The 20,940-nt window shown below is 53.8% G+C and carries 17 protein-coding genes; 10 read left to right on the forward strand and 7 right to left on the reverse strand.

Translation table 11 applies throughout. The features are described from left to right. Window positions 1-10: 10 nt before the first annotated feature. The 3 genes from AB1483_02105 to AB1483_02115 form a co-directional block, all read right to left on the reverse strand. A complete protein-coding gene (locus tag AB1483_02105; GenBank protein ID MEW6411247.1) occupies window positions 11-259 on the reverse strand; it encodes a PGPGW domain-containing protein in 249 nt (82 codons plus the stop codon). Window positions 260-310: 51 nt separating this feature from the next. After that, complete coding sequence (locus tag AB1483_02110; GenBank protein MEW6411248.1) at window positions 311-787, reverse strand: TspO/MBR family protein; 477 nt, start codon at window positions 785-787, stop codon at window positions 311-313. A gap of 221 nt (window positions 788-1,008) precedes the next feature. Beyond that, window positions 1,009-3,504 (reverse strand): prolyl oligopeptidase family serine peptidase, encoded by a 2,496-nt coding sequence (locus AB1483_02115; GenBank protein MEW6411249.1) that lies wholly within the window; start codon window positions 3,502-3,504, stop codon window positions 1,009-1,011. Between the two features lie 314 nt (window positions 3,505-3,818). Here AB1483_02115 and AB1483_02120 point away from each other — a divergent pair, with 314 nt between their 5' ends. Beyond that, the gene (locus AB1483_02120; GenBank protein MEW6411250.1) at window positions 3,819-4,160 is read left to right on the forward strand and encodes a diguanylate cyclase; all 342 of its coding nucleotides are present in this window, start codon (window positions 3,819-3,821) and stop codon (window positions 4,158-4,160) included. Between the two features lie 75 nt (window positions 4,161-4,235). On the opposite strand, the gene AB1483_02125 is transcribed toward AB1483_02120, so the two are convergent. Together AB1483_02125 and AB1483_02130 are read right to left on the reverse strand one after the other, a co-directional pair. Beyond that, a complete protein-coding gene (locus AB1483_02125) occupies window positions 4,236-5,468 on the reverse strand; it encodes an MFS transporter (GenBank protein ID MEW6411251.1) in 1,233 nt (410 codons plus the stop codon). A gap of 187 nt (window positions 5,469-5,655) precedes the next feature. Next, a complete protein-coding gene (locus AB1483_02130; GenBank protein ID MEW6411252.1) occupies window positions 5,656-6,447 on the reverse strand; it encodes a hypothetical protein in 792 nt (263 codons plus the stop codon). 349 nt (window positions 6,448-6,796) lie between these two features. Between AB1483_02130 and AB1483_02135 the strand changes: the two genes are divergently transcribed. After that, window positions 6,797-8,965 (forward strand): S46 family peptidase, encoded by a 2,169-nt coding sequence (locus AB1483_02135; GenBank protein MEW6411253.1) that lies wholly within the window; start codon window positions 6,797-6,799, stop codon window positions 8,963-8,965. Window positions 8,966-9,112: 147 nt separating this feature from the next. On the opposite strand, the gene AB1483_02140 is transcribed toward AB1483_02135, so the two are convergent. Further along, a complete protein-coding gene (locus AB1483_02140; GenBank protein MEW6411254.1) occupies window positions 9,113-10,537 on the reverse strand; it encodes an FAD-binding oxidoreductase in 1,425 nt (474 codons plus the stop codon). Between the two features lie 341 nt (window positions 10,538-10,878). Here AB1483_02140 and pepF point away from each other — a divergent pair, with 341 nt between their 5' ends. The 8 genes from pepF (at window position 10,879) to AB1483_02180 (ending at window position 20,267) form a co-directional block, all read left to right on the forward strand. Beyond that, window positions 10,879-12,774, forward strand: coding sequence for an oligoendopeptidase F (gene pepF / locus AB1483_02145; GenBank protein MEW6411255.1), 1,896 nt, complete (start codon window positions 10,879-10,881; stop codon window positions 12,772-12,774). A 210-nt stretch (window positions 12,775-12,984) separates the two neighbouring features. Further along, window positions 12,985-13,695 carry a hypothetical protein gene (locus AB1483_02150; protein MEW6411256.1) on the forward strand — a complete coding sequence of 237 codons (711 nt, stop codon included), beginning with the start codon at window positions 12,985-12,987 and terminating at the stop codon, window positions 13,693-13,695. Between the two features lie 372 nt (window positions 13,696-14,067). Then, the gene (locus tag AB1483_02155) at window positions 14,068-14,991 is read left to right on the forward strand and encodes a hydroxymethylglutaryl-CoA lyase (protein ID MEW6411257.1); all 924 of its coding nucleotides are present in this window, start codon (window positions 14,068-14,070) and stop codon (window positions 14,989-14,991) included. Beyond that, window positions 14,988-16,199 (forward strand): CaiB/BaiF CoA-transferase family protein, encoded by a 1,212-nt coding sequence (locus tag AB1483_02160; protein MEW6411258.1) that lies wholly within the window; start codon window positions 14,988-14,990, stop codon window positions 16,197-16,199. Before AB1483_02155 ends, AB1483_02160 begins: the two co-directional genes overlap by 4 nt. A 38-nt stretch (window positions 16,200-16,237) precedes the next feature. After that, window positions 16,238-17,530: a 3-isopropylmalate dehydratase large subunit gene (locus AB1483_02165; protein MEW6411259.1), complete on the forward strand. Its 1,293-nt coding sequence runs from the start codon at window positions 16,238-16,240 to the stop codon at window positions 17,528-17,530. A 1-nt stretch (window position 17,531) separates the two neighbouring features. Continuing rightward, entirely contained in the window at window positions 17,532-18,023 is a 492-nt protein-coding gene (gene leuD / locus AB1483_02170; GenBank protein MEW6411260.1) for a 3-isopropylmalate dehydratase small subunit, read from the forward strand. A gap of 502 nt (window positions 18,024-18,525) precedes the next feature. Beyond that, complete coding sequence (locus AB1483_02175; GenBank protein ID MEW6411261.1) at window positions 18,526-19,503, forward strand: hypothetical protein; 978 nt, start codon at window positions 18,526-18,528, stop codon at window positions 19,501-19,503. Continuing rightward, entirely contained in the window at window positions 19,500-20,267 is a 768-nt protein-coding gene (locus AB1483_02180; protein MEW6411262.1) for a hypothetical protein, read from the forward strand. The genes AB1483_02175 and AB1483_02180 overlap by 4 nt, the downstream gene beginning before the upstream one ends. Window positions 20,268-20,340: 73 nt before the next feature. Here the strand turns inward: AB1483_02180 and AB1483_02185 are convergent, their stop codons facing one another. Continuing rightward, entirely contained in the window at window positions 20,341-20,937 is a 597-nt protein-coding gene (locus AB1483_02185; GenBank protein ID MEW6411263.1) for a glutathione peroxidase, read from the reverse strand. Window positions 20,938-20,940: the final 3 nt, after the last annotated feature.

A 20,940-nucleotide genomic window follows, 5' to 3' on the forward strand; every position in this document is an offset into this window, starting at 1 on the left:
GGGAGTTCAGCTACCGGCCAGGATTTGAATTATTATCGCCTATTGAACCGGGATTGGACTGTCGACGCAGCTTGGCTTTCATCTTTTTGAGCAGATTTCTGGCCCAGGCGAACTCGGCAGACAGAATGGCGAGTCCTGCCGGAATTACGATAATAGCGGGCCCCGGCAGAACCAGCATCGCTATGCCGATGGCCAGAACCGTAAAGCCGATCACGGCCACGATCAATCGCCTTAATTGTTTCAGTGTTTTTACGAGCATCACAGTTGTTGCCTTCTGATCAAGTGCGGCAAACGGGATAAGCCGCCCATGTCACCCTCCGCTGTTCAACCGCCAGATAGAGAAGTTCAGAATAGCGGCGAATGATACCCACAGAAAATAGGGAACCAGCAGCGCGCCGGCCGGGATACTCTGACGCCAAAACGCGATCCCGGTGGCCAGTATGAGGCACCAGAGTATGGTTATGTCGACGAAGGCCAGGTCCGGACGGTGTATGCCAAAGAACAGCCATGACCATATACCATTAAACATGAGTTGAATGAAAAACAGAGTTAAAGCCACGGGTGCCGCCATGTACCCGCCCCGTTTCCAGACAAGCCACGCGGCTACGCCCATACTCAAGTACAAGAAAGACCAGACAGGCCCGAAAACATAGCCAGGAGGTGTCCAGGATGGCTTGCGCAACTGGCTGTACCACTCGCCGGGCATGAACTGTGAACCGACAAAAGCCGGAACGAAACTGATCGCAATCCAGGCCAAAAGAGAGATAATGCTGGCTGAGGTTTTCATACCCGGTGACATCGCAATAGAAGCGGCATATGCCGCCTTCCTGAACTGCGGATTTTCATTCCTTATGGTTTTGCGGTTACCGAAAGTGTCGCATTTTCGTAACAGCGTTGGATAATCTCTTGTTCCACGGCGCGGAGGCGTGGTTCAACTCTCCCGAATCGACATCAGATTTACGATTCTGGCGAATCCGAGTCAATCGACGGAACGCGCTTCCAACAAGGTCAATCCAGTATGGAGCCTTGCGACGTTTCGGTGGAGGCGCCTTTTACGTATTTGTCGAACCACCGGAGTTGTTCCCAGAGCACGTGTTCCACGTTCTCGCGCGATCGGTATCCGTGGTCCTCGAAGGGAAGCAGCACCAGACGGGCGGTTCCGCCGGAACCACGCACGGCCTCGAAGAACACTTCGGACTGGAAGGTAAGGGTGCCCGGGTTGGAGTCATCATCGCCGTGTATAATCAGTACCGGTTCATTGACCTGGTTGGCGAAGAAGGTGGGCGAGACCTGGATGTATACATCTCTCGCTTCGAAAAGGGAGCGACGCTCGGACTGAAAGCCGAACGGCTGGTTGGTTTTATTGTACGAGCCGCTTCTGGCGATGCCTGCCTTAAACAGATCGGTGTGCGCCAGCAAATTGGCGACCATGAGTCCGCCGTGGCTGTGCCCGATGACGCCGATGCGTTCGGGGTCGGCTACCCCCATTTCAACGGCCTTAGCCACAGCTGCCTTGGCGTCCGCCACGAGTTGCTGTACGAAGGTATCGTAGGTGGTTTCGGGGTCGCCGATCATGGGCATGGCGGTTTGATCGAGCACGGCATAGCCGTTGAGCAAAAAGTAAAGGTGCGATGGTCCGTATATGCGCATAAAGTGTTGGGCAGAGCCCCTGACCTGTCCGGCGGTTGCCACCCCGGAGTACTCCAGCGGATAGGCATATAACACGGTTGGCAGGCGTGTGCCTTCTTTGTAGCCCGGGGGCAGAAGCAACTGGAAGCTGAGGGGAACACCGTCCTCGCGTTCGTAGCGCACGATTCGTTTCTCGATTTGCCGAAGCTGCGGGGTGGGATCTTCAAAGCGCGTTATGGGTACCCGTGTCAGGGTTCGGCCGGCTTCCCCTTCCGTCGTCTCTATCGCCTCGCCCAGGGTGGCCAGATAGTAATTGGGAACTTCAACAGCAGATTCGGAGCGCAACACAAAGCGGTTCTCATCGCCGGCGAACGCCACGAAGTACTCGTATCGGTCGGGGTCGCAGCGGAACAACCGTTCGGTCTCGCCGGACTCGATGTGTCGCAAATCCAGAAATGGTCGGTCGCCTTCGTCGGTGGCGCCGCTTCCTCTAAAATAAACCGCGTCTCCCTGCTGGCGCAGCACCCAGCGACCGTTTGGCAAGGGACGATATAGAGGATTGCCCGGATCTCCATAGCGATCGTCCTCATCGAGGTCGAACCACAGGCGCGATGTACCCTCGTCCACGTCCAAAAGCCACACATAGCGCCATCGGCGCATTCTTTCATTCTGGGTGAGCATAAGCATGCCGCCGTCAGCGCCCCAGGCGTTGAGCCATGGTTGGATGCGGTGTTCGGCGCGGAAAACTTCGTGGGGCTCCTGCGTGAAAGGCGCGTCGAGACACATGAGCCGGTCGCGGTGAGGAACCTCGGCTACAGGATTTCCACCATCGAGAGCCTCGACCCAGAAGAGTGTGTGCGGAGCGGTGGGGCGCCAGGCAACAGAGCGCGGGCCGAGGGGTTCACCGTGTATCGGGACTGCGTCGGCCAGGGGCAGGGAGGCGATGGTCGCCACAAAATTGCCCTTTTGATCCCATACCTCGATTTCTGTGGCGAATCGCCACCAGGCAACCTCGTGGGACCACGGGCCAACCAGACGCTCCACGAGCAGATAGCCGCCATCCGGGGAGAACTCAGCCGTCACATAAGGAGCCGGAGCGCCGAGGGTCTTAACTTCCCTCGTTGACGGATCGACGATCGCGAGTTCGCTGGTGGTATAGTATTCGAAGAGAGCGTCATCATAGGCAGTCTCAAGCAAGTTGCGCGCCTCATAAGTGGAGCGTGCCGAGGCGCCATTGGCCTCGAGGATCATCGGGCCCGCCGGAATAGATGGTGGCTCGGGAGCCGGTCCACGTTTCGGGATGCTGCGGACAAGTAAACGCTTTTGATCCGGCAGCCAGCAGACCGGTGTGCCAAGGAGCGGATTGACAGCGATGTTATCAATCTTGGTCAGTTTGCCGTCCACCGAGCCGACCCATAGTCCAATGTGGTCAGTGTGAGCGACGGTGAGCGCGAAGGTTTGACCGTCCACAGTCCATTCCACATCATGGACTTCGGAGTTCGCCGGCAAATCAAGCGGCGTTTCGGTTCCTCCTTCGACCTTGATCAGGCGTGGCGATGTGCCTCCGTGTTCGCCATGGTTGCCGTTAATAGCGGGATTTACTCTGATGCCTGCCAGCTTGTGCATCGGCGCCGCCAATTCTTCGAGGGGAGGATAAACCACGGGATCAGCCAGGAGCATATACTCACCGGTCGGTGATGTCCATACCGAGGGCAATTGCGGGGCGTGCAGCACGTTGAGCCATTCTTCGGGTGGTGATTGCCATCCTTCTGACGACGGCGAGCTGTCGACAGATGTCTCTGCTGCGACCGACGTAACCGGCGCGGCAACCGTCAGTATGACCGCAGCGGCCGTTAACATTACCAACCTTTTCATTTTCTACCTCCTGGGCTCATCTATTCTCTTAAGTTCTTGTCTTTTGATTCTGCAAATGCACGACGTGTCATTGACGTTTTCCTTGACGTCTTAGAGCCTGGTTCTGCTGTCAAACGCCTGCTTCCGTATGAGGCTTGGGCGCCGATTCAATTTAAATCGCGCAACGACCGTTGTCAACAACACCGGAAGCGGCAATCTGTATGCGATGTGGTGTGTTTTTGTGCGCCGTACGGGGTGCGGCTCGCAAGATCGTCCTTGCGCCGGAAGCCAAGGAGCATTTCCTTTGCAGCAAAAAATCAGACAGGAGATACTCGATGTCCGGTAGCAAGTGGACAGACTTGGCGGCGATAGCAGTCACGGTTACGAACGCCGATGGAATAATAACCGAAATGAATCCAACCTCAATCACCACTTTTGCCGCCGATGGTGGAGCGTCGTTGGTCGGGAGCGATGTTTTGGCGTGTCATCCCGAACCATCAAGGACCAGACTGGCCGCGATGTTCAAGGAACATCGGCCCAATCATTACACGATCCGGAAGAACGGTCGAAGGAAGATAATCCATCAAATTCCGCTCTCGAATGAGGGGGTGTTTCAGGGGTATGTGGAAATCTCAATTCCGATCCCTGACCATCTTCCCCATTTCGACCGTGACTGACCGACAGCTGCGGCGTATCGCCGAAGTATAGCGCCTGTTGGCCCCGCAGAAATCGATTTGAGCAAAGCCGGTGACTTACCTGTTTTTCGGGAAAAACGGTACCAGCACCCAACAGAGGGCCGTTATGCCCGATCCTACCAGCACCAGCAGGGTGTAAGATGTGTCAACGCCAAGGGAGGTTTTCCAGGAATCGTAAAAGTTTCCGCCGATGATGCTTGATGCGGAGACGCTGAAATTGCTCAGCGACATCAGCAGCGCGAACACGGTGCCGGCGGCGGCCGGTGGGCAATATCGAGCAGCTAATTCGAGCTGGGTGAGATTGGTGACCATGTAAATGAAGCCGTAGGCGAAGCTGATGATTACGGCGGAGGTCTGGCTGCCCAGTCCGATATAAACAAGTTTCGAGAGGACCATAAATATCACCGAGCCGTGGAGCAAAAAACTCAGGGGCACGTGTTTGGAATACAATCCGTACAGGACGGCGGAGAGAATCGCCCCAAGGCTGGCGATGGTGTAGGTGTAGCCGATGAACTGATCGTCGAATCCCAGAGCCGTGGTCATGTGAACGTAGAGAACATCGGCGGAAAAGGGGTTGAAGCTCACGAGTAGATAGAAAACGGCAACGAGGATAACGATGCGTGTCCGAGCCGTTTCGCCGAGGACCTTGATAGCGCGCTTGAGCTGGTCGCGATGAAGTTCGGGGCGAGGTGTTTCTTTGATGTGGAAGATCGCGATATACAGGGCGGCCGCGCCCAATATGGCGCATATCATAAAGCCGAGGCGTTGCTGCTCGTGCTGACTGATCCATCCGCCGACCACGCCGCACAGCAGACCCGCGCCGTAAATGGCAGCCCATTGCGCCGATTGAATTCTTCCAGTGAGGCCCAGCGGCTGACCTACTTCCACCATGGTAGCATCGGTCGCCACATCCTTGAAGGCGACGCCGAAACTGGGCAGGAGCAGCGCCAGAAGTATCGCTGTGGTAGCTCCGGGAGTGAGAGGCATCATGGTGGCGATCAGAAAACCTACGATCATCAACGAGCTCGACAGGATCAAGTAGCTTTTTCGCCTGTAGCCCCTGATCGGGACGAAGTCGGTGAGTAGCCCGAAGACCGGTTTTATGTACCAGGGGAATCCCAGAAGGAACATGAAGGTGGCGATTTCGGTGGTATCGCGCCCCCAGTTTCTGAGCATGGATCGCAGCGGTTGGGCCAGAAGACCTGCTGTCAGTTCACCTGTGCCCTGAATGAAGTACAGCGCCGCGAATATGATGATCAGTTTTTTGGTCGGGTTTTCGGTCATTGCCATAGTCAGGGTTGTGCGTTTTCCAACAGACGGAAATATCGACTTTTTTGTCGTGAAAAATCCACTGTTATTTTCATGGGCGCTGAGAATTTTTGGCTAAGGGCTGCCGAAAGAAAAGAATTGAGGGGTATGGAGCACAGCGTGGGGTAAGTCTTTGTCGCGTAGCGGAAAAGCCGCTCGACAGTGGAAATTATTGCTCCGTGACCAGGAGCCGTTTGGCCGCCTCGAAACCGCAATGCTGATAACGGTCATATGCTCTGGCGGCCTCATCCCTGATTACCCTGCGGTCTTTGCCATCCGCCCATGCCACGATAGCGGCTTCGAGGGTGTAGGCTTCGGGGGCCATCAGGCCCGTTGTCCACAAAACAGGATCGGCCCTGAGTGCCCTGATGTGTCTGCCGAAAAACTGTTTGCTCACGCATGCGAGAATTATGACCTGCCGGCCGGTGCTGTCAGCGCTGAGGCTGTCTATGGGGAGGTTGAAATCCATTAGTCCATCATGCCCGACATAAGCAACCAGATCGGGGGGGTTGAAAGCGCCTGACTCTACCAAAGAGGAATCTTCCGCCCGGGAGATGTCGGGTGTTTTTCGTCCGGCGACGCATGCGAAGAAATCGGATACGGCCTGTTTGATCCGTTCTCCTTTATAGGCGTGGGCGATGACGCACAGCGGAAGTGTCGTGTGCCGGAAAACGCACTGCTCGAGCACGGTGTCCGGCCGCACGTGTTGCGCAACCGATACCATGCTCCATTGGGAACTGCGGTTGAAGAATGTTTTTAAGCCGTAGGCGGCCCCCCAGTAGAGATTGTTGTAGGGATCCTCTCCGTCCCCGAGTTTTGCCGGAACGGGGATAATGCCCTGGTGGTCGTTGTCGGCGAGCGCGACAAACACATGGACAGTCCGGCAGGTGTCGGCTCCCGATATGCGGGTTGTGACTATGACACACAACGTCAAGCAAATGATTAGCGAACGGATCGGCATTTTGGCAACCATTTTTGATTTTCAGATCGTCAGCCACCAACGCAATCAACAGAACGTGCCTATGCAATCAAGACGGCCGACTGGACAATATATCCATTGGTTTGAATACCAACAACAAAAGTATCGCAGGGCATAAGCGGTCATGCACTCTGGTCGCGAGGAAACGAAAGCCCTGCCAGCGCAAAAAATCGCCCAGTTTAGTGTTCCCTAACAGGCAGCGGGAGGTTATCTTTCAGTCAAAACGAATAACAATCGGTCAACCGCCTTGTCTCGTTCCGGCTTGGCTAATCCCTATTGATCACAAGCGGCGGTTGCATGACGAGCACTGTTCTAGGAGGAGAAGGTTTCTATGACTTCCGGTAAATGGATAGCCGTACTGACAGTTGTGGTAGTTTTCACCGCGGCGCGGGTTGTTGTGGGCGAAGAGGGGATGTGGCCGCATTACGATGTAGACAAAATGCCGTTTGAAAGTTTCAGGTCTTCGGGGCTGGAGTTGAACCCGGCCGATATTTATAATCCCGATGGTGGCGGGTTGTGTGAAGCAGTGGTGCGTTTGGGAGCAACTGGTTCATTTGTATCGGCCGATGGTCTCATTCTTACCAACCATCATGTTGCTTTCGACGCCGTACAGAAGCAGAGCACGGTAGTCAAGAACCTCGTGCGGGACGGTTTCTACGCGGCGACACGTGGAGAGGAAATCCCCGCAATCGGTTACGATGCCTGGGTGACGAAGTCGGCCATCGATGTTACTGAGAGGGTTCTTGCGCGGGTCACTGATGGTATGACCGATTTCGAGCGTTATCAGGCAATCGACCGCGCCATCAAGGAGATCATAGCCGAAGGGGAGAAGCAGGGCGATGTAAAGTGCCGGGTGGCGAAGATGTTCGACGGCAAGCAGTTCATTTTGTATACGCGCCTCCAGATACGCGACGTGAGAATCGTATACGTCCCGCCGCTCTCGATAGGTGAGTACGGCGGCGATATAGATAACTGGATGTGGCCGCGTCACACGGGAGATTTTTCATTCCTGCGCGCGTATGTGGCTCCCGACGGCAGCGTCGCTGAATACTCAGAGGAGAATGTAGTCTATCATCCCAAGGTCTTTTTCCCCATAGCGAAGTCGGGTATCGAGGAAGGCGACTTTACGATGATAATCGGGTTTCCGGGAAAGACCAACCGCTACGCCTGTTCCTATGAGGTCGATGATATTGTTCACTTCTCTTACCCGAGTCGCATCGAACTCTACCGTGACATACTTGGTATAATCGAGGATATTTCGCGCGATGATCCGGAAACAGCTATCAGGCTTGCCTCTACCGTAAAGGGAATCAACAACGGTCTGAAGAATCGCATTGGCATGCTCGAGGGATTCGACCAGTGGGACCTGCTGGAGAGAAAAGTTGAGTCAGAGATTGCTCTGACCGATTTCATAAACAGCAGCCCGGAACTTCGCACGAAATATGGCGGTGTGCTCCCGGGGTTGGATAGTCTGTATCGGGAGATATCCCGTACTCGCGACAAGGATTTCGTGATGGGTTCCATGATGTGGTCGGACTATGTCGACATCGCTTTTACATTATATAAGTGGTCGGTTGAACGTCAGAAGGATGACATGGAGCGGGAATCCGGATATCAGGACCGTGACTCGACAAGCATACGGGAGTGGCTGGAGGACTTGCAAGTGAACCTGGTTCCCAAGTACGAACGGGCGCTTGTCGGGTATTTCCTGGACAGGGCGTTGAATCTTCCCGAGGGACAGCGCGTGAGCACAATCGACGAAGTTATCAGACAGGTTGAAGGAACGGATCCGCAGACGAAACTTGAAACGTGGCTGGACTACGCCTTTGCCAACACGAAAGTCGGCGATCTTGGGTGGCGCCTGAAGATGTTCCATATGTCGACTAAAGAGCTGGAGAGTTTGAACGACCCGATGATCGAATTCGCGCGCGTAACTTATCCGGAACGTGAAGAACACAGCGATAGAGCGAAGCGTCATGCGGGCACCGCGACTCGGCTTCAGCCCCAATTGATTAATGCCTATGCCGAGTTTAATCACAATGAAATGTATCCCGATGCCAACGGGACGATGCGCGTCAATTTTGGCGTAGTCAGAGGTTACAGCCCCTCCGACGCCGTTTGGTATAAGTGTTTCACCACCGCGAAAGGTGTAATCGAGAAGGAGACGGGTGAGGATCCCTTTATCGTGCCGGAGGCGCTGGAAGAGTATCATGCCAACGCAAGTATCAGCGCTTACGCAGATCCGGCCATCGGGGACGTGCCGGTGAATTTTCTCTCGACCAACGATGCGACGGGTGGTAATTCCGGAAGCCCGGTTATCGATGGAAAGGGGAGACTCGTGGGTGTGTTGTTCGACTGTAATTATGAAAGTATCGCGGCCGACTACCTTTTCAATCCATCGGTGACTCGTTCAATCAGTGTCGATACGCGGTATGTTCTGCATATCATAGACGAGATTTATCATCTGGACGCTCTGGTTGGGGAGTTGACGCTTCAGTGAACTTGTCTGTTCGCCGGGCACGCTTTGCGCCCGGCGATTTAACGGATTTTGCCCTCGGGTGTCCGAGTCAACTGGCTATTTAGCGGCCGAATCACACGCTCAGAGTCGACCAGGTTCTCTTGTTCGAGTGACCGGGCGGATTTGGTTTTATCTGCCCGGCAGAATATTCTGATTCATACGAAAGAGATTTTCGGGGTCGTATGTCTTCTTCGCCTTCTTAAGGCGATCATAATTCTCGCCATACGCCGCCTGTACTCTATCGGTTTCATCGGCGGTCAGGAAATTCACGTACACACCCCCGGTGGCGCATGGAGCCATGTCCTTGTACAGTCCGCGGGCCCACCGCGTGCACCTCTCATCATCAGTCATATTCCGCCATCGTCCGTGCACGTTCATGATGTATTCGGCCTTACGGTGTGGGTAGGCCGTATCCTTGACGCCCTTTCGGTTTACCTCGGCTCCAAGCATTCCAAAGAATATCTCGCATTCCTCGTTAGGCAGCCTGGAAACGTAATCTATGGCGATATCGATTGCCGCGTCGGTAAGGGATGTGAAGTTATGGGACTTCCAATAATTTCGTGCTCCCGGTGTGAGCAGTGGGTCGAAAGCTTGTTGCCATGCGGCGTAGGGCTGCGTTCCCAGGAATTCGCCGAGAACGTTTCCAAGACTTCTGAAAGGAGAGATGGCTTTTTCTCCTTCGGAGGGATCTCCGCCGTGAAAGCAGGCCAAAACGACGATTTCTTTGCCGTGGACGGACTCCGGCAGAAAGGGAAGCGGCGGGGCTTTGCGCATGACCACCCAGACGCTTGTTTCATCGCCGAGTTTTGGAACTATCTCTCGGTATTTTTCCAATACCTGCCTGGCTTCGTCGAGAGAATAGACAATCAGGCCGGCGTAGACTGATGGTCCCACGGGATGGAGTCGGAACTCGAACCTTGTCACCACGCCGAAATTTCCGCCTCCGCCGCGAATGGCCCAGAACAGCTCCTGGTTCTCCCATTCGTTGGCTCTCAGCAGTTTGCCATCGGCGGTGACTACATCGGCGGCGCTCAGGTTGTCGATGGTGAGGCCGTATTTTCGCGAGAGCCATCCGAAGCCGCCACCGAGAGTGAGACCCGCCACACCGGTGGTGGAATTAATTCCAACGGGGGTGGCAAGTCCGAAGGCCTGTGTTTCATGATCTAGATCGCCGAGTGTGGCTCCCGGCTGCACGTGAACCAGCCTGCTTTCCGGTTCGACTCGAACGGATTTCATGAGTGACAGGTCTATCATCAGCCCGTCGTCACAGACGGCATATCCCGCTATGTTGTGACCGCCGCCGTGAATCGTGGTCAGGAGATTGTTTTCGCGGGCGAAGTTCACGGCGGCGATAACATCGGCGACGCCGGTGCACCGGGCAATAAGCCCCGGCTTTCGATCAATCATCCCATTCCATATTGTGCGTGCTTCATCGTAGCCGGAATCACCGGGCGCCAGCAACCGGCCCCTGAAGGACCCGGAAAGCTCTTCCAAAAACGATGGCTGCACAGCCGTTTTTGCGCCACCATTAGTGGCTACATTGATTGGATTCATTACGATTCCTTTGTGTGTTTTGATTTTTGGCTGCCCGGATGGCCAGAAGTATTTAGCGATATTAAAAACCCTACTTCTTTTATACGTCGCCGGAAGTTTCGTGTGAGAAAATAATAGATAAAAATAATCCACATCCGCAATCAGGCAGGAGCTGCACGGGACTCGTACCCGGGTCATTCGATAACTTACTGTCCGGCAATCAAATCGGGTGAGCGCAGGCCGATTCCCGCTGAAACATACTTTTACAGAACAATCGGAGGGCTTGTACGTATTAAAACATTAATGCTGTAGCATTTTTCGTTGGTGTTTAAAAAGTATCAATTTATCTGGGAGTTTCTATCATGCAGACGAAATCATGTTGGCGAATCCTCACGCTCACCCTGGTTCTCTCGTTGATGGTCAGCGGCGCTGTTTTCGGGCAGTCGGCCGTGCCGCAGCGCTCGGAGATTCCGGACGAGTACAAATGGAACCTGTCGGACATTTATCCCGATTGGCAGAGTTGGGAGCAGGGGATGGCCGATTTGGAAAGAATGATGGGGGAGTTCGAGAATCTGAAAGGCACGTTGGCCAATGGTCCCGAGAACGTATATAAGGCCTACAAGCTTTACGACGATATGGATGTAATTGCCTATCGGGTGATACGTTACTCTGGGTTTCAGTTTGCTCTGAACACGCGCGACAACGAGGCTGCTGCCAGGTCGCAGCAGTTTTACAGCCTGTATGCGAAGTTTGGTACGGCAACGGCCTGGTTGACGCCGGAACTGTTGGCGATCGGGTGGGACACCATGTCGAAATGGCTGGACGAGTACAAACCGCTCGCTCCCTACCGCCACCCGATTTCGGACGCGTTTCGTCAGCACCAACATGTCCTTGATGAGGAGAAGGAGCGCCTTCTTTCTTACTACAATCTTCTGAGAAGCAGCCCCGATGACGCGTACACGGCTTTGTCGACGGCCGATATCAAGTATCGCGATGTGACTTTGTCTGACGGCAGCACGGTGACGTTAACGCCGGGCAATTATCGCGGCATATTGACCAACAACGGCAATCAGGCCGACCGCGCGGCGGCTTTCGAGACTTACTATGCCACTTACTCTGACAATGCCAATTCGTACGCAGCGTTGTACAACGGGGTTCTTCAGGCCGACTGGGCCAACACCCAGGCGCGCAACTATGGTTCATGTCTTGAGGCGGGTCTGGATGACTACAATGTCCCGGTCGAAGTAATCGAGAATCTGATTGCGGCGGTCAAGCGCGGTTTAGAGCCGCTGCATCGCTTTCACGAACTTCGCAAGAAGGCGCTCGGTCTTGATACCTATCACAACTACGACGGGAGTTACCCAATAGTCGATTTTCATAAGACTTATGAATATGACGACGCTGTCAAGTGGATCACCGAGTCTGTCGCGCCGCTCGGCAAAGAATATCAGGACAAAGTGAAAGAGGCGTTCGCCAGCAGATGGGTGGATGTTTACGAGACGCCCAATAAGACCACGGGAGCGTTTTCCGGTGGATGTTACGGTGTGCATCCTTTTATCCTGATGAATTACAACAAGACGATGGACAATGTTTTCACGCTGGCCCACGAGATGGGCCACGCCATGCATAGTGTCCTGTCCGAGCAGAATCAGCCCAAGGCGATATCGGATTACACATTGTTGGGCGCGGAGGTTGCCTCGGCGGTCAACGAGGGGCTTCTGATGGACTATCTGCTAAAGAACTCCAAGGATCCTCTCGAACGGACTTTCCTGCTTTTGAGGGCGATTGAGGATCTTGAAGGCACTTTTTACACGCAGGTCCAATTCGCCGAATTCGAGGTGGAGGCTCACCGGATGGTTGAACGGGGTGAGCCTATAACGGCCGAGAGCCTTTCGGAACTCTATGACGAAATCGCGAAGGAATACAGGGGCGATGTTGTCACTCCGGATTCGCTTTATCGCTATACGTGGACACGCATAAGTCATTTCTATGACGTGCCGTATTACGTTTATCAGTACGCAGCATCGTTTTCGGCGGCTGCCCAGCTTATGAACGATATCAAATCTGATGACCAGAAGCTCAGGCAGGACGCTCTCGATCGTTATCTCACGTATCTGAAGTCGGGTGGCAACGATTATCCGATTGAGTTGATGAAGAAGGCTGGCGCGGATCTGACTGACCCGGCAACTTTCGATGCCGTGATCGCTCACATGGATAAACTTGTGACTCAGCTTGAGCAGGAGATGGCCAAGCTGTAATTGCTCGGAACGCGGAATTATTTGTGGCTTTTGTTGCCAGAGAAAACCGACCATTCCGCAATCGCACTAGCTAGGGATAAAGCAAAGCTCTTGATTGATGATCAGGAGCTTTGTAACTTTGGGAAAGGGTCGAATGATTTCCTGGGCCGTGAAGCCCGCACAATAGACTATGAGCGAAATACGAGTGTCCTTTGAGTAAGGAGTGAGCAAGTGCACGAAAACTACGACCTCACGCCAGTCGTACTTCTGGCCACGATTCACAACGGCGATAGATTCCGCAGCAGTAACGCCAAAGAGTATACCGAGCGACTTAGGATGTTGCTTGAGGAGATCCAGCCAGACGTTGTCTGCTCCGAATTGTCACCGGAGCAGCTTCGAGGGGACGCGACTTGTGAATGCAAGCCCGAATACCCAGAAGTAATTATTCCCTTTTGCTCAGAGCGGAATATCCCCATTGTTCCCATTCAACCGGATGTTAAGACGGGAGACGCCGTTGAAAGAGACCTCGCAGAGGCAGGCAGTAAACTTGACCCCGCTGGGCGAGCTCGGATTGATTCGCTGGAGCAACTGGAGTGTTCTATCGTAGACCGGCTGGCAGAAATTCTGCGGCAGCCAACCGGCTTGGATATGATTCAAATGCGCGTGCTTGATCTTTTGCTTATAGAGCCTCTGTATCAACTTTACTCTGAGTTCTCAAACCAGAAAGTCCAAGCGCTTTGGGAAGAGTGGAATCAGCATTTTTTGAGAAGCATTTTAGACGCTGTAAATCTCAGCCGCAACAAACGCATTCTTGCGACAGTCGGTTGGGCCCACAAGTATTGGCTCTGGAATCATTTGTCCAAGCGAAATGACATTCGGCTGCTGGATTTACACTCCTTCCGACAGTTCTGCGGTGAATCGCCAAGTTCTTCGGATAGCTGACCATCCAACCGCGGCCAGTACCAGGCTTTGCCTCCTGTCTAACGAAAATCGAGCTAATCAGGGTGCCGGTTCAGACCGGCGCCCTTTTTCTTGCCCGCTAAACCTTTATTTATTAACGGCATACCAGACTGTTTGAGAAGCTTATCGGAAAACTGCCGGAAAATCGGTCGGCACTTGCTGCTCCAGAGCCGGTTACGCTTGACAAACAGGGGGAAAGAATTATTATTTCCGGTTGTGAAAGACGTCACAAGTCGGCTCAGCCGCAGACGGAGAAATCAATATACTGCATAGACTTGTCGAAAAAATCGCGTATCCGCCTGTCGATAAAGATTTTCACATACACTTATTAATAGTGGAGTTGGTATAGGTAGTATGGTAATAAAGGAAATTTGTATTCACGAAGTAGGACCTCGCGACGGGTTGCAGGTCGAAAAGACTACAGTACCGCTCGAGGAGAAGATTCGCTGGATTGATGGTGTGATCTCAAGTGGTGTTGATATCGTTCAGCTTGGCTCGTTTGTGAACCCGGAGAAGGTGCCGCAGATGGCTGATACCGACCAGTTATTCAGTCACTACTCGAAGTCCGGTAACAGGCCCGACAAGGTTGTTCTTTCCGGTTTGGTGCTCAATGAGAAAGGATTGGAGAGAGGTATGGCCTGCGGTGTTGACATGTTTTGCATGGGTGTGTCAGCAAGCGAAACCCACAGTCAAAAGAACACCCGCATGACAACCTCGGAGGCTCTTACGCGCATTATCGCGATGGCAAAGATGGCGATGGAGGCGGGCAAGAAGGTTCAGGTTTCGGTGCAGTCGGCATTCGGGTGCGGTTTTGAAGGTCCGATACCTTCGGAAAAAGTACTCGGGATCGTGAAGGAGTATTTGGCGGCCGGGGTGAAGAATATCAGTCTGGCCGATACTGCCGGACACGCTCAGCCGCTTCAGGTGGAAGAACTCTACAGCGCCATAGGCGAGCTGGATTCCACGGTCGAGCTGGCCTGTCACTTCCACAACACCTATGGGTTGGGTCTGGCGAATTGTTACGCTGCGCTCAAGAGCGGCGTGAGATATTTCGAGTCGGCTTTCGGCGGATTGGGCGGCTGCCCGTTCACGAAGCTTCCGGCCGGCAATGTCAGCACCGAGGATCTGGTCCATTCGCTTCAGCGGATGGGATATCGCAAAGACATACGACTTTCGATTCTGTTGGACACGGCCCGGCAGGTGGGCGAGTTTTTCGGTCGCGAACTGCCCGGCTCGGTCCTGAAAGCAGGGTCTATTGTGGATTTCAAGAAAGGATGAATGAGAGAATTATCATGAAGCTACTTGAGAACATTCGTGTAATCGACATGACGAACGTCCTGTCCGGGCCATTCTGTACTTTGCACCTGGCTTTGCTCGGTGCGGAGGTTATCAAGATCGAGGTTCCCGATGGGGGAGATCTGGCTCGCAAATTGGGCAATGTGCCGGCTTTGAATAAAGAGCTGATGGGCACGAGTTTCCTTGCCCAGAATGCCAATAAGAAATCCATGACCCTGAATCTAAAACTCGATGAAGGGAAAGAGATATTTCGCAAGTTACTTGAGAGCGCCGATGTTCTCGTGGAGAATTTCCGGCCCGGCGTGATGGCTCGACTGGGTTTCTCATGGGAGGAGATGGAGAAAATTAATCCGCGTCTGGTTTACTGCGCGATTTCCGGTTTCGGCCAGACAGGTCCCGATGCGTTCAAACCAGCTTACGACCAGATCATTCAGGGTTTGTCGGGTGAGATGGATGTTAATGGCGATGAGAGACTGCATCCGCTTCGGGCCGGGTTCCCCGTGTGCGATACGGTTGGTGGTCTCAATGCCGCGTTCGCGGTGATGGCGGCGCTGTTTCATCGAGAGCGTACCGGTGAAGGACAGTGTATTGATATAGCCCTTCTGGATTCGATTATGCCTTTAATGGGTTGGGTGGCGGCCAATCTGCTTATCGGAGGCAAGGCTCCGGTGCCGATGGGCAACGACAATTTCACCGCGGCTCCCTCGGGCGCGTTCAAAACGAAAGACGGATACATTAATATTGCTGCCAATCAGCAGAAGCAATGGGAGGATCTGGCCGATCTGGTGGGCCTGCCTGAGCTTAAGACCGATCCGAGATTTCAGGAGCGCGACACACGCAAGGCCAATCGCAAGGCTCTGACGCCGATTCTGGAAGAGAAACTTGTTCAGAACACCACCGAGCACTGGGTTGAGGTGTTCAACGCGAAAGGGATTCCTTCGGGCGACATCGTGACTCTGGAGAAGGCGCTGAAGAGCGATCAGATCAAACATCGCGAGACAATAGTCAGTGTTAACGAACCCGGAATCGGAAATATTCAGATTTTCAATCTTTCGGCAAAGTTCTCCAAGACGCCGGGAACGATTGAAACTCCGCCGCCGCGTCTTTCGGCCCACACGGAAGAGATTCTCACGCAGCTTGGCTATTCGAAGGAAGCTCAGGCGGCGCTTAAGGAGAAGCAGATCATATAAACGTGTTTTGAATAATATCAATTATCGGAGAATAGTAAATGGGAATGACATATGTTCAGAAGATCTTAGCCCGGGCCTGCGGTAAGCAGTCGGTTGCCGTTGGTGACGTTGTCGAGCCCGAGGTACATCTGGCCATGTCGCACGAGAATGGCGCCCTTGTCATGACGCAGTTCGGCGAGATTTACAAGGGCACGAATCTCGAGGCGAATGTTTGGGACCCGAGCCGCATAGCAATCATTTTTGATCACCGCGTTCCGGCCGAGAGTTCCAAGACGGCGACCAATCAGAAGAGACTGAGAGATTTCGTAGGCAAGCAAGGCATAAGTAAATTCCATGATATCCGCGGCGATGAGGGCGGCATCTGTCATCAGATTCTTCCGGAGTACGGTTATGTTCGTCCGGGATACGTGGTGGTTGGAACCGACAGTCATACCACCAGTCATGGCGCCCTGGGAGCATTTGCTTTCGGCATTGGCGCCACCGAGATGGCGGCGGTGTGGACGCTGGGGCACGTGCTGAATGTCGAGGTGCCGGGGACTATCAAGGTTAACGTCAACGGTAAATTCGCCGAGCACGTGGGTCCCAAAGACCTGATACTTTATCTCATCGGGAAGATCAGCGCCGAAGGCGCGAATTTCAGGGTTCTGGAATTCCATGGCGAGGCTATTCGTAACATGTCAACCTCCGGTCGTCTGGTTATCTGCAACATGTCGGTGGAAGCCGGTGCGACATCGGGTATCGTTCCCCCGGATGCCGAGACACTTCGCTATCTGAAGGACGAGGCGGGTGTGAAAGACAAGGTGGAGATCTTCGCCGCCGATCCGAATGCGGTGTATGAGCAGGTGGTGGAGATCGATGCTTCCAGGCTGGGTCCGCAGATTGCCTGTCCGCACACGGTGGATAATGTCAAACCGATCGGCGAGGTGGCGGGCACGAAGATTGATCAGATTGTTATCGGTTCGTGCACCAACGGTCGTCTTGATGATCTTGCGGTTGCCGCCCGGACGCTGAAAGGCAAGAAGGTGGCGCGCGGCACCAGGATGCTCATTTTCCCGGCTTCGTGGCGCATCTATCACGAGGCCATGAAGCTCGGTTACCTCAGTGATCTGGCTCAGGCCGGCGCTGTGGTGTGCAATCCCGGTTGTGGTCCGTGCCTTGGTGTTCACCAGGGAGCGCTCGGTGATAAGGAAGTCGCGCTGGCGACGACCAACCGTAATTTCAAGGGAAGAATGGGAAATCCGAACGCCGATGTTTACCTTTGTTCGCCGGATGTCGCCGCGGCAAGCGCCATCACCGGTGTCATAACCGATCCGAGAGCAGGAGGTCGCTGAAATGAGTAAGGTTGTATATAAAGTTGGCGATGACGTTTCCACCGACATCATCTACCCGGGGCGTTACATGGCCACGGTGCTTCCGACGGAGACGCCGCAGTTTGCGTTTGCCGATGACGCCGATTTCAACAAGAAGCTCAAAGCCGGCGATATAGCTCACGGCAGCTTCGTGGTCGCAGGTGAGAATTTCGGTTGCGGTTCATCGCGCGAGCAGGCGGCATCGTGCCTCAAGGGGTGGGAGCTGGTCATAGTGGCCAAGCACTTTGCCCGAATCTTTCTTCAGAACGCCATTAACCTCGGACTGCAGATGGTCATATGCCCGGACGTTGAGGCCGATGAAGGTGACCGGCTTGAGCTGAAAGGTAATGTGCTTGTGAACGTGACGAAGGGAAAGGAGTTTAAAGTAACTCCGCTTCCGGCAGCGCGCCAGGCGATCATAGATGCCGGCGGTCTGATTCCTTTCACCAGAGCGAGGCTTCTGGCAGGGAAGTAGGTTAAATTGAAGCGCCGGTCGCCGCGTTTTTTGGCGCGCCGGTCGGTCTGTGATTAGTACTTTCGGTGGCCGACACGCGATTTGCCTGTCGGTCACTTTTGTATGTTTTGTCGGGTTGTCCAGGGGTTTTCAGATAGAAGTCACGCAGGGCGGTCTGTTTGTACAATTTCTGAACATGCGAAGGACCATCATTTATAAGACACGGAAACAGGAACGTTTTTTGCTTTTAGTACCCGCGAAAGATATCAGGTCTGCTCTGAGGGCCTCGTTTTTGGCCCGAAAGAGCGCAAGTTAGAGACTCTTTGCTGAATACAGGGAATAAAAAATGCATCAGGTTGCAACACAGACGGATTACCACATCGAGAATAGATCTGGATTCCGGATGGAAGTGCACCCGATGCAATCCTGCTTGAGCGGCAAAGTTGACAGAGGATGGAAATAATATGTATCGGAATTTCACTTGTAATGGCGAGTGGAGTACCTTTGGTCGCCGGAGGACCTTATGAGTAAGTTTTTGTGTACTATCATTGGATGTTTGGTCCTGCTTGCCGGGGCAGCTTTGTCTCAGGAGGTCGTGATATACGATTTTCCTATTGGCGTAGCGGGCAGTGTGGATCAGGAAATATTCAGGCCCTATTATGACGGACTTGAGGCGGTAGCCGACACGCTCGAGAAATATCCGCTGGCGGTGGCGGTTGTGACCGGCGGCGCCGATGGAGAGCGCTACCGGGTTAACAACGACGCTCAGAACCCGGCTTTGGCGCTGGGCCGTGCCCACGCGCTGAGAGATCTACTCATGCGGGAGTTCGGCGTTGACTCGAGCCGGATCTATATCCGCACTGAGGATGTCAAAGAGAAGGGTCCGCAATATCGTTACGCCGCGGTGCGAATCGTGCGAGTGATAGCGGATGTGGACGAGCGCGTGAACAAGCTCAAACAGCAGGTGGACACGCTGCTTCAACGGGCGCCCGTGGAGAAGCACTTTACGGAAATCAAAGAGGTTCCGGTGCCCCCGAAAGAAAATCTCGGCGTACAGTTTGGGGTGGGGCTTTCGTCCTCGCCGTTCGGAATGATTCCGGTGGCATCGAGCGCCTTCACCTACAAACGCATAATTTATGTTGAGGGTATTGTCGGTCACACGTTCTGGAACCGTTCATTCGAATTCGAGGGTGTGGACCTCGATACCAAGCGCAGGATGCTCGGCGGCTACGCGATGGTCTTCCCGTACGAAGACATCCCGATCGGCGCCGTTGGCGGCTGGCTGCGGGTGGAGGAGATTTCTCAGGATTATTACGAGTACGTCAAGTTGTCCGAAGGTCTGGTGCTCGGGCTTCGCGCCATGCCGCTCGACTGGCTTTCGGTCACGGCGGCCTGGAATCCCTCGAAACAGCGTGTCGTGGACAGAGATATGTCTGAGTCGAAAAACGGCCAGTTCCTGATCTTTGCCCAGGCGCACATACTGTTCGGAGGTGAGCGATGAAACGGCTGGTACTGCTTGGCATCGCGGCGATACTGTCGATGAGTATGCTGCTTATCGCGAATTGCTCGAACCCCCTCGAAACGGATAACGGGACCGATCCGAATCCGAACCCGAACCCGATAGAAACAGAGACGGTGTTCGTGGTGGACACGGTTTCCGTGATTGATACGCTCATAGACACCATTTACGGCGGTGACACGCTCACAATTATCGACACTATGTACTATGTCGATACGGTGTTCCATGTCGACACCATCTTCGACGGCGATACCGTGATTATCGTGGATACGGTGATTGACGTCGACACTTTGTACATCATTGACACGTTGATTGAAATCGACACGATCATTCAGATCGATACGCTCATCAACGAGGATACGGTGTACGTTGTGGACACCATAAACATCGTGGATACGGTTACGATTGTCGACACACTCTACATTGTCGAGCCGGACCCGGGCGGATTTTCGAGCGTTTGCTCTATTATTCACGCGAACCTGCGTGAGATTATCTGGATGTTCGGCAATGAGGCCGGGAATTACAACCTTACGTTTACCGCTACGGCGACGCGTGACTTCACGTTCCGCTGGTTGATAATCACGGTTGACGGTCAGGAGTATTACTGGAATCCGATGGAGGTCTATGAGTTCAAGGTCGATGGTTATCTCGATGAGGACGCGGTGATACGCATAAAACCGGATCAACCGCTGCTGCTGGGTCATGAGGTCGACGTCTGCCTGAAGATAGAGAAGCCGCAGCAATAAGAGACTGATTATATAGTATTGGTGGCAGGGTTAGAGAAAAGCTCCGGGCCTTTGAAGGTCCGGAGCTTTCTTGTTATAAGTTTTTTTTGATGCTGCCGACTATTTCGTCGGACAGAGGTTGCTGTTTGGGATCAAACCTGGCAACGAGGTTACTTTTGCGATCGAGCAGGAATTTGGAGAAATTCCATTTTATCTCACCGGGCAGAGACGACTTTTCGGTCAGCTCGACAAACAGCGCATGCTGGTCTTCGCCCTTAACGCTGACCTTGGCCATTATGGGGAATGTTACGTTGAAGTTGGTCTGGCAGAAGTCGAGGATTTCCTCGTTTGTACCGGGCTCCTGACCACCAAAATTGTTGGCCGGAAAACCGATAATCACCAGTCCGCTGTCTTTGTACATCTCATACAACTTCTGCAGGTCGGTATACTGTGGGGTATTGCCGCACAGGCTGGCCACGTTGACGATAAGCACGACCTTCCCGGCGTAATCCGCCAGTGTGACGGTGTCGCCATTAATCGTCTGGAAAGGGATCTTTCTGATCTTCGCGGCAAAATCCGAAGGCTGTTTGGCTTCACCCGCTGAGGGATCGCCTGACGCGTCATTGCCGGCGGCATCGACCGTTGCGGCGAACAAAGTAGTCGCGAGTAAAATCGTAAGTATACTTTTCATAAT

It is taken from the genome of Candidatus Zixiibacteriota bacterium (genome assembly GCA_040756055.1).
GTDB lineage: Bacteria > Zixibacteria > MSB-5A5 > GN15 > FEB-12.

Coding starts and splice junctions, on each gene's coding strand:
- AB1483_02105 (MEW6411247.1), bottom strand. CDS start 259: ATGCTCGTAAAAACACTGAAACAATTAAGGCGATTGATCGTGGCCGTG.
- AB1483_02110 (MEW6411248.1), bottom strand. CDS start 787: ATGAAAACCTCAGCCAGCATTATCTCTCTTTTGGCCTGGATTGCGATC.
- AB1483_02115 (MEW6411249.1), bottom strand. CDS start 3,504: ATGAAAAGGTTGGTAATGTTAACGGCCGCTGCGGTCATACTGACGGTT.
- AB1483_02120 (MEW6411250.1), top strand. CDS start 3,819: ATGTCCGGTAGCAAGTGGACAGACTTGGCGGCGATAGCAGTCACGGTT.
- AB1483_02125 (MEW6411251.1), bottom strand. CDS start 5,468: ATGGCAATGACCGAAAACCCGACCAAAAAACTGATCATCATATTCGCG.
- AB1483_02130 (MEW6411252.1), bottom strand. CDS start 6,447: ATGCCGATCCGTTCGCTAATCATTTGCTTGACGTTGTGTGTCATAGTC.
- AB1483_02135 (MEW6411253.1), top strand. CDS start 6,797: ATGACTTCCGGTAAATGGATAGCCGTACTGACAGTTGTGGTAGTTTTC.
- AB1483_02140 (MEW6411254.1), bottom strand. CDS start 10,537: ATGAATCCAATCAATGTAGCCACTAATGGTGGCGCAAAAACGGCTGTG.
- pepF (MEW6411255.1), top strand. CDS start 10,879: ATGCAGACGAAATCATGTTGGCGAATCCTCACGCTCACCCTGGTTCTC.
- AB1483_02155 (MEW6411257.1), top strand. CDS start 14,068: ATGGTAATAAAGGAAATTTGTATTCACGAAGTAGGACCTCGCGACGGG.
- AB1483_02160 (MEW6411258.1), top strand. CDS start 14,988: ATGAATGAGAGAATTATCATGAAGCTACTTGAGAACATTCGTGTAATC.
- AB1483_02165 (MEW6411259.1), top strand. CDS start 16,238: ATGGGAATGACATATGTTCAGAAGATCTTAGCCCGGGCCTGCGGTAAG.
- leuD (MEW6411260.1), top strand. CDS start 17,532: ATGAGTAAGGTTGTATATAAAGTTGGCGATGACGTTTCCACCGACATC.
- AB1483_02175 (MEW6411261.1), top strand. CDS start 18,526: ATGAGTAAGTTTTTGTGTACTATCATTGGATGTTTGGTCCTGCTTGCC.
- AB1483_02180 (MEW6411262.1), top strand. CDS start 19,500: ATGAAACGGCTGGTACTGCTTGGCATCGCGGCGATACTGTCGATGAGT.
- AB1483_02185 (MEW6411263.1), bottom strand. CDS start 20,937: ATGAAAAGTATACTTACGATTTTACTCGCGACTACTTTGTTCGCCGCA.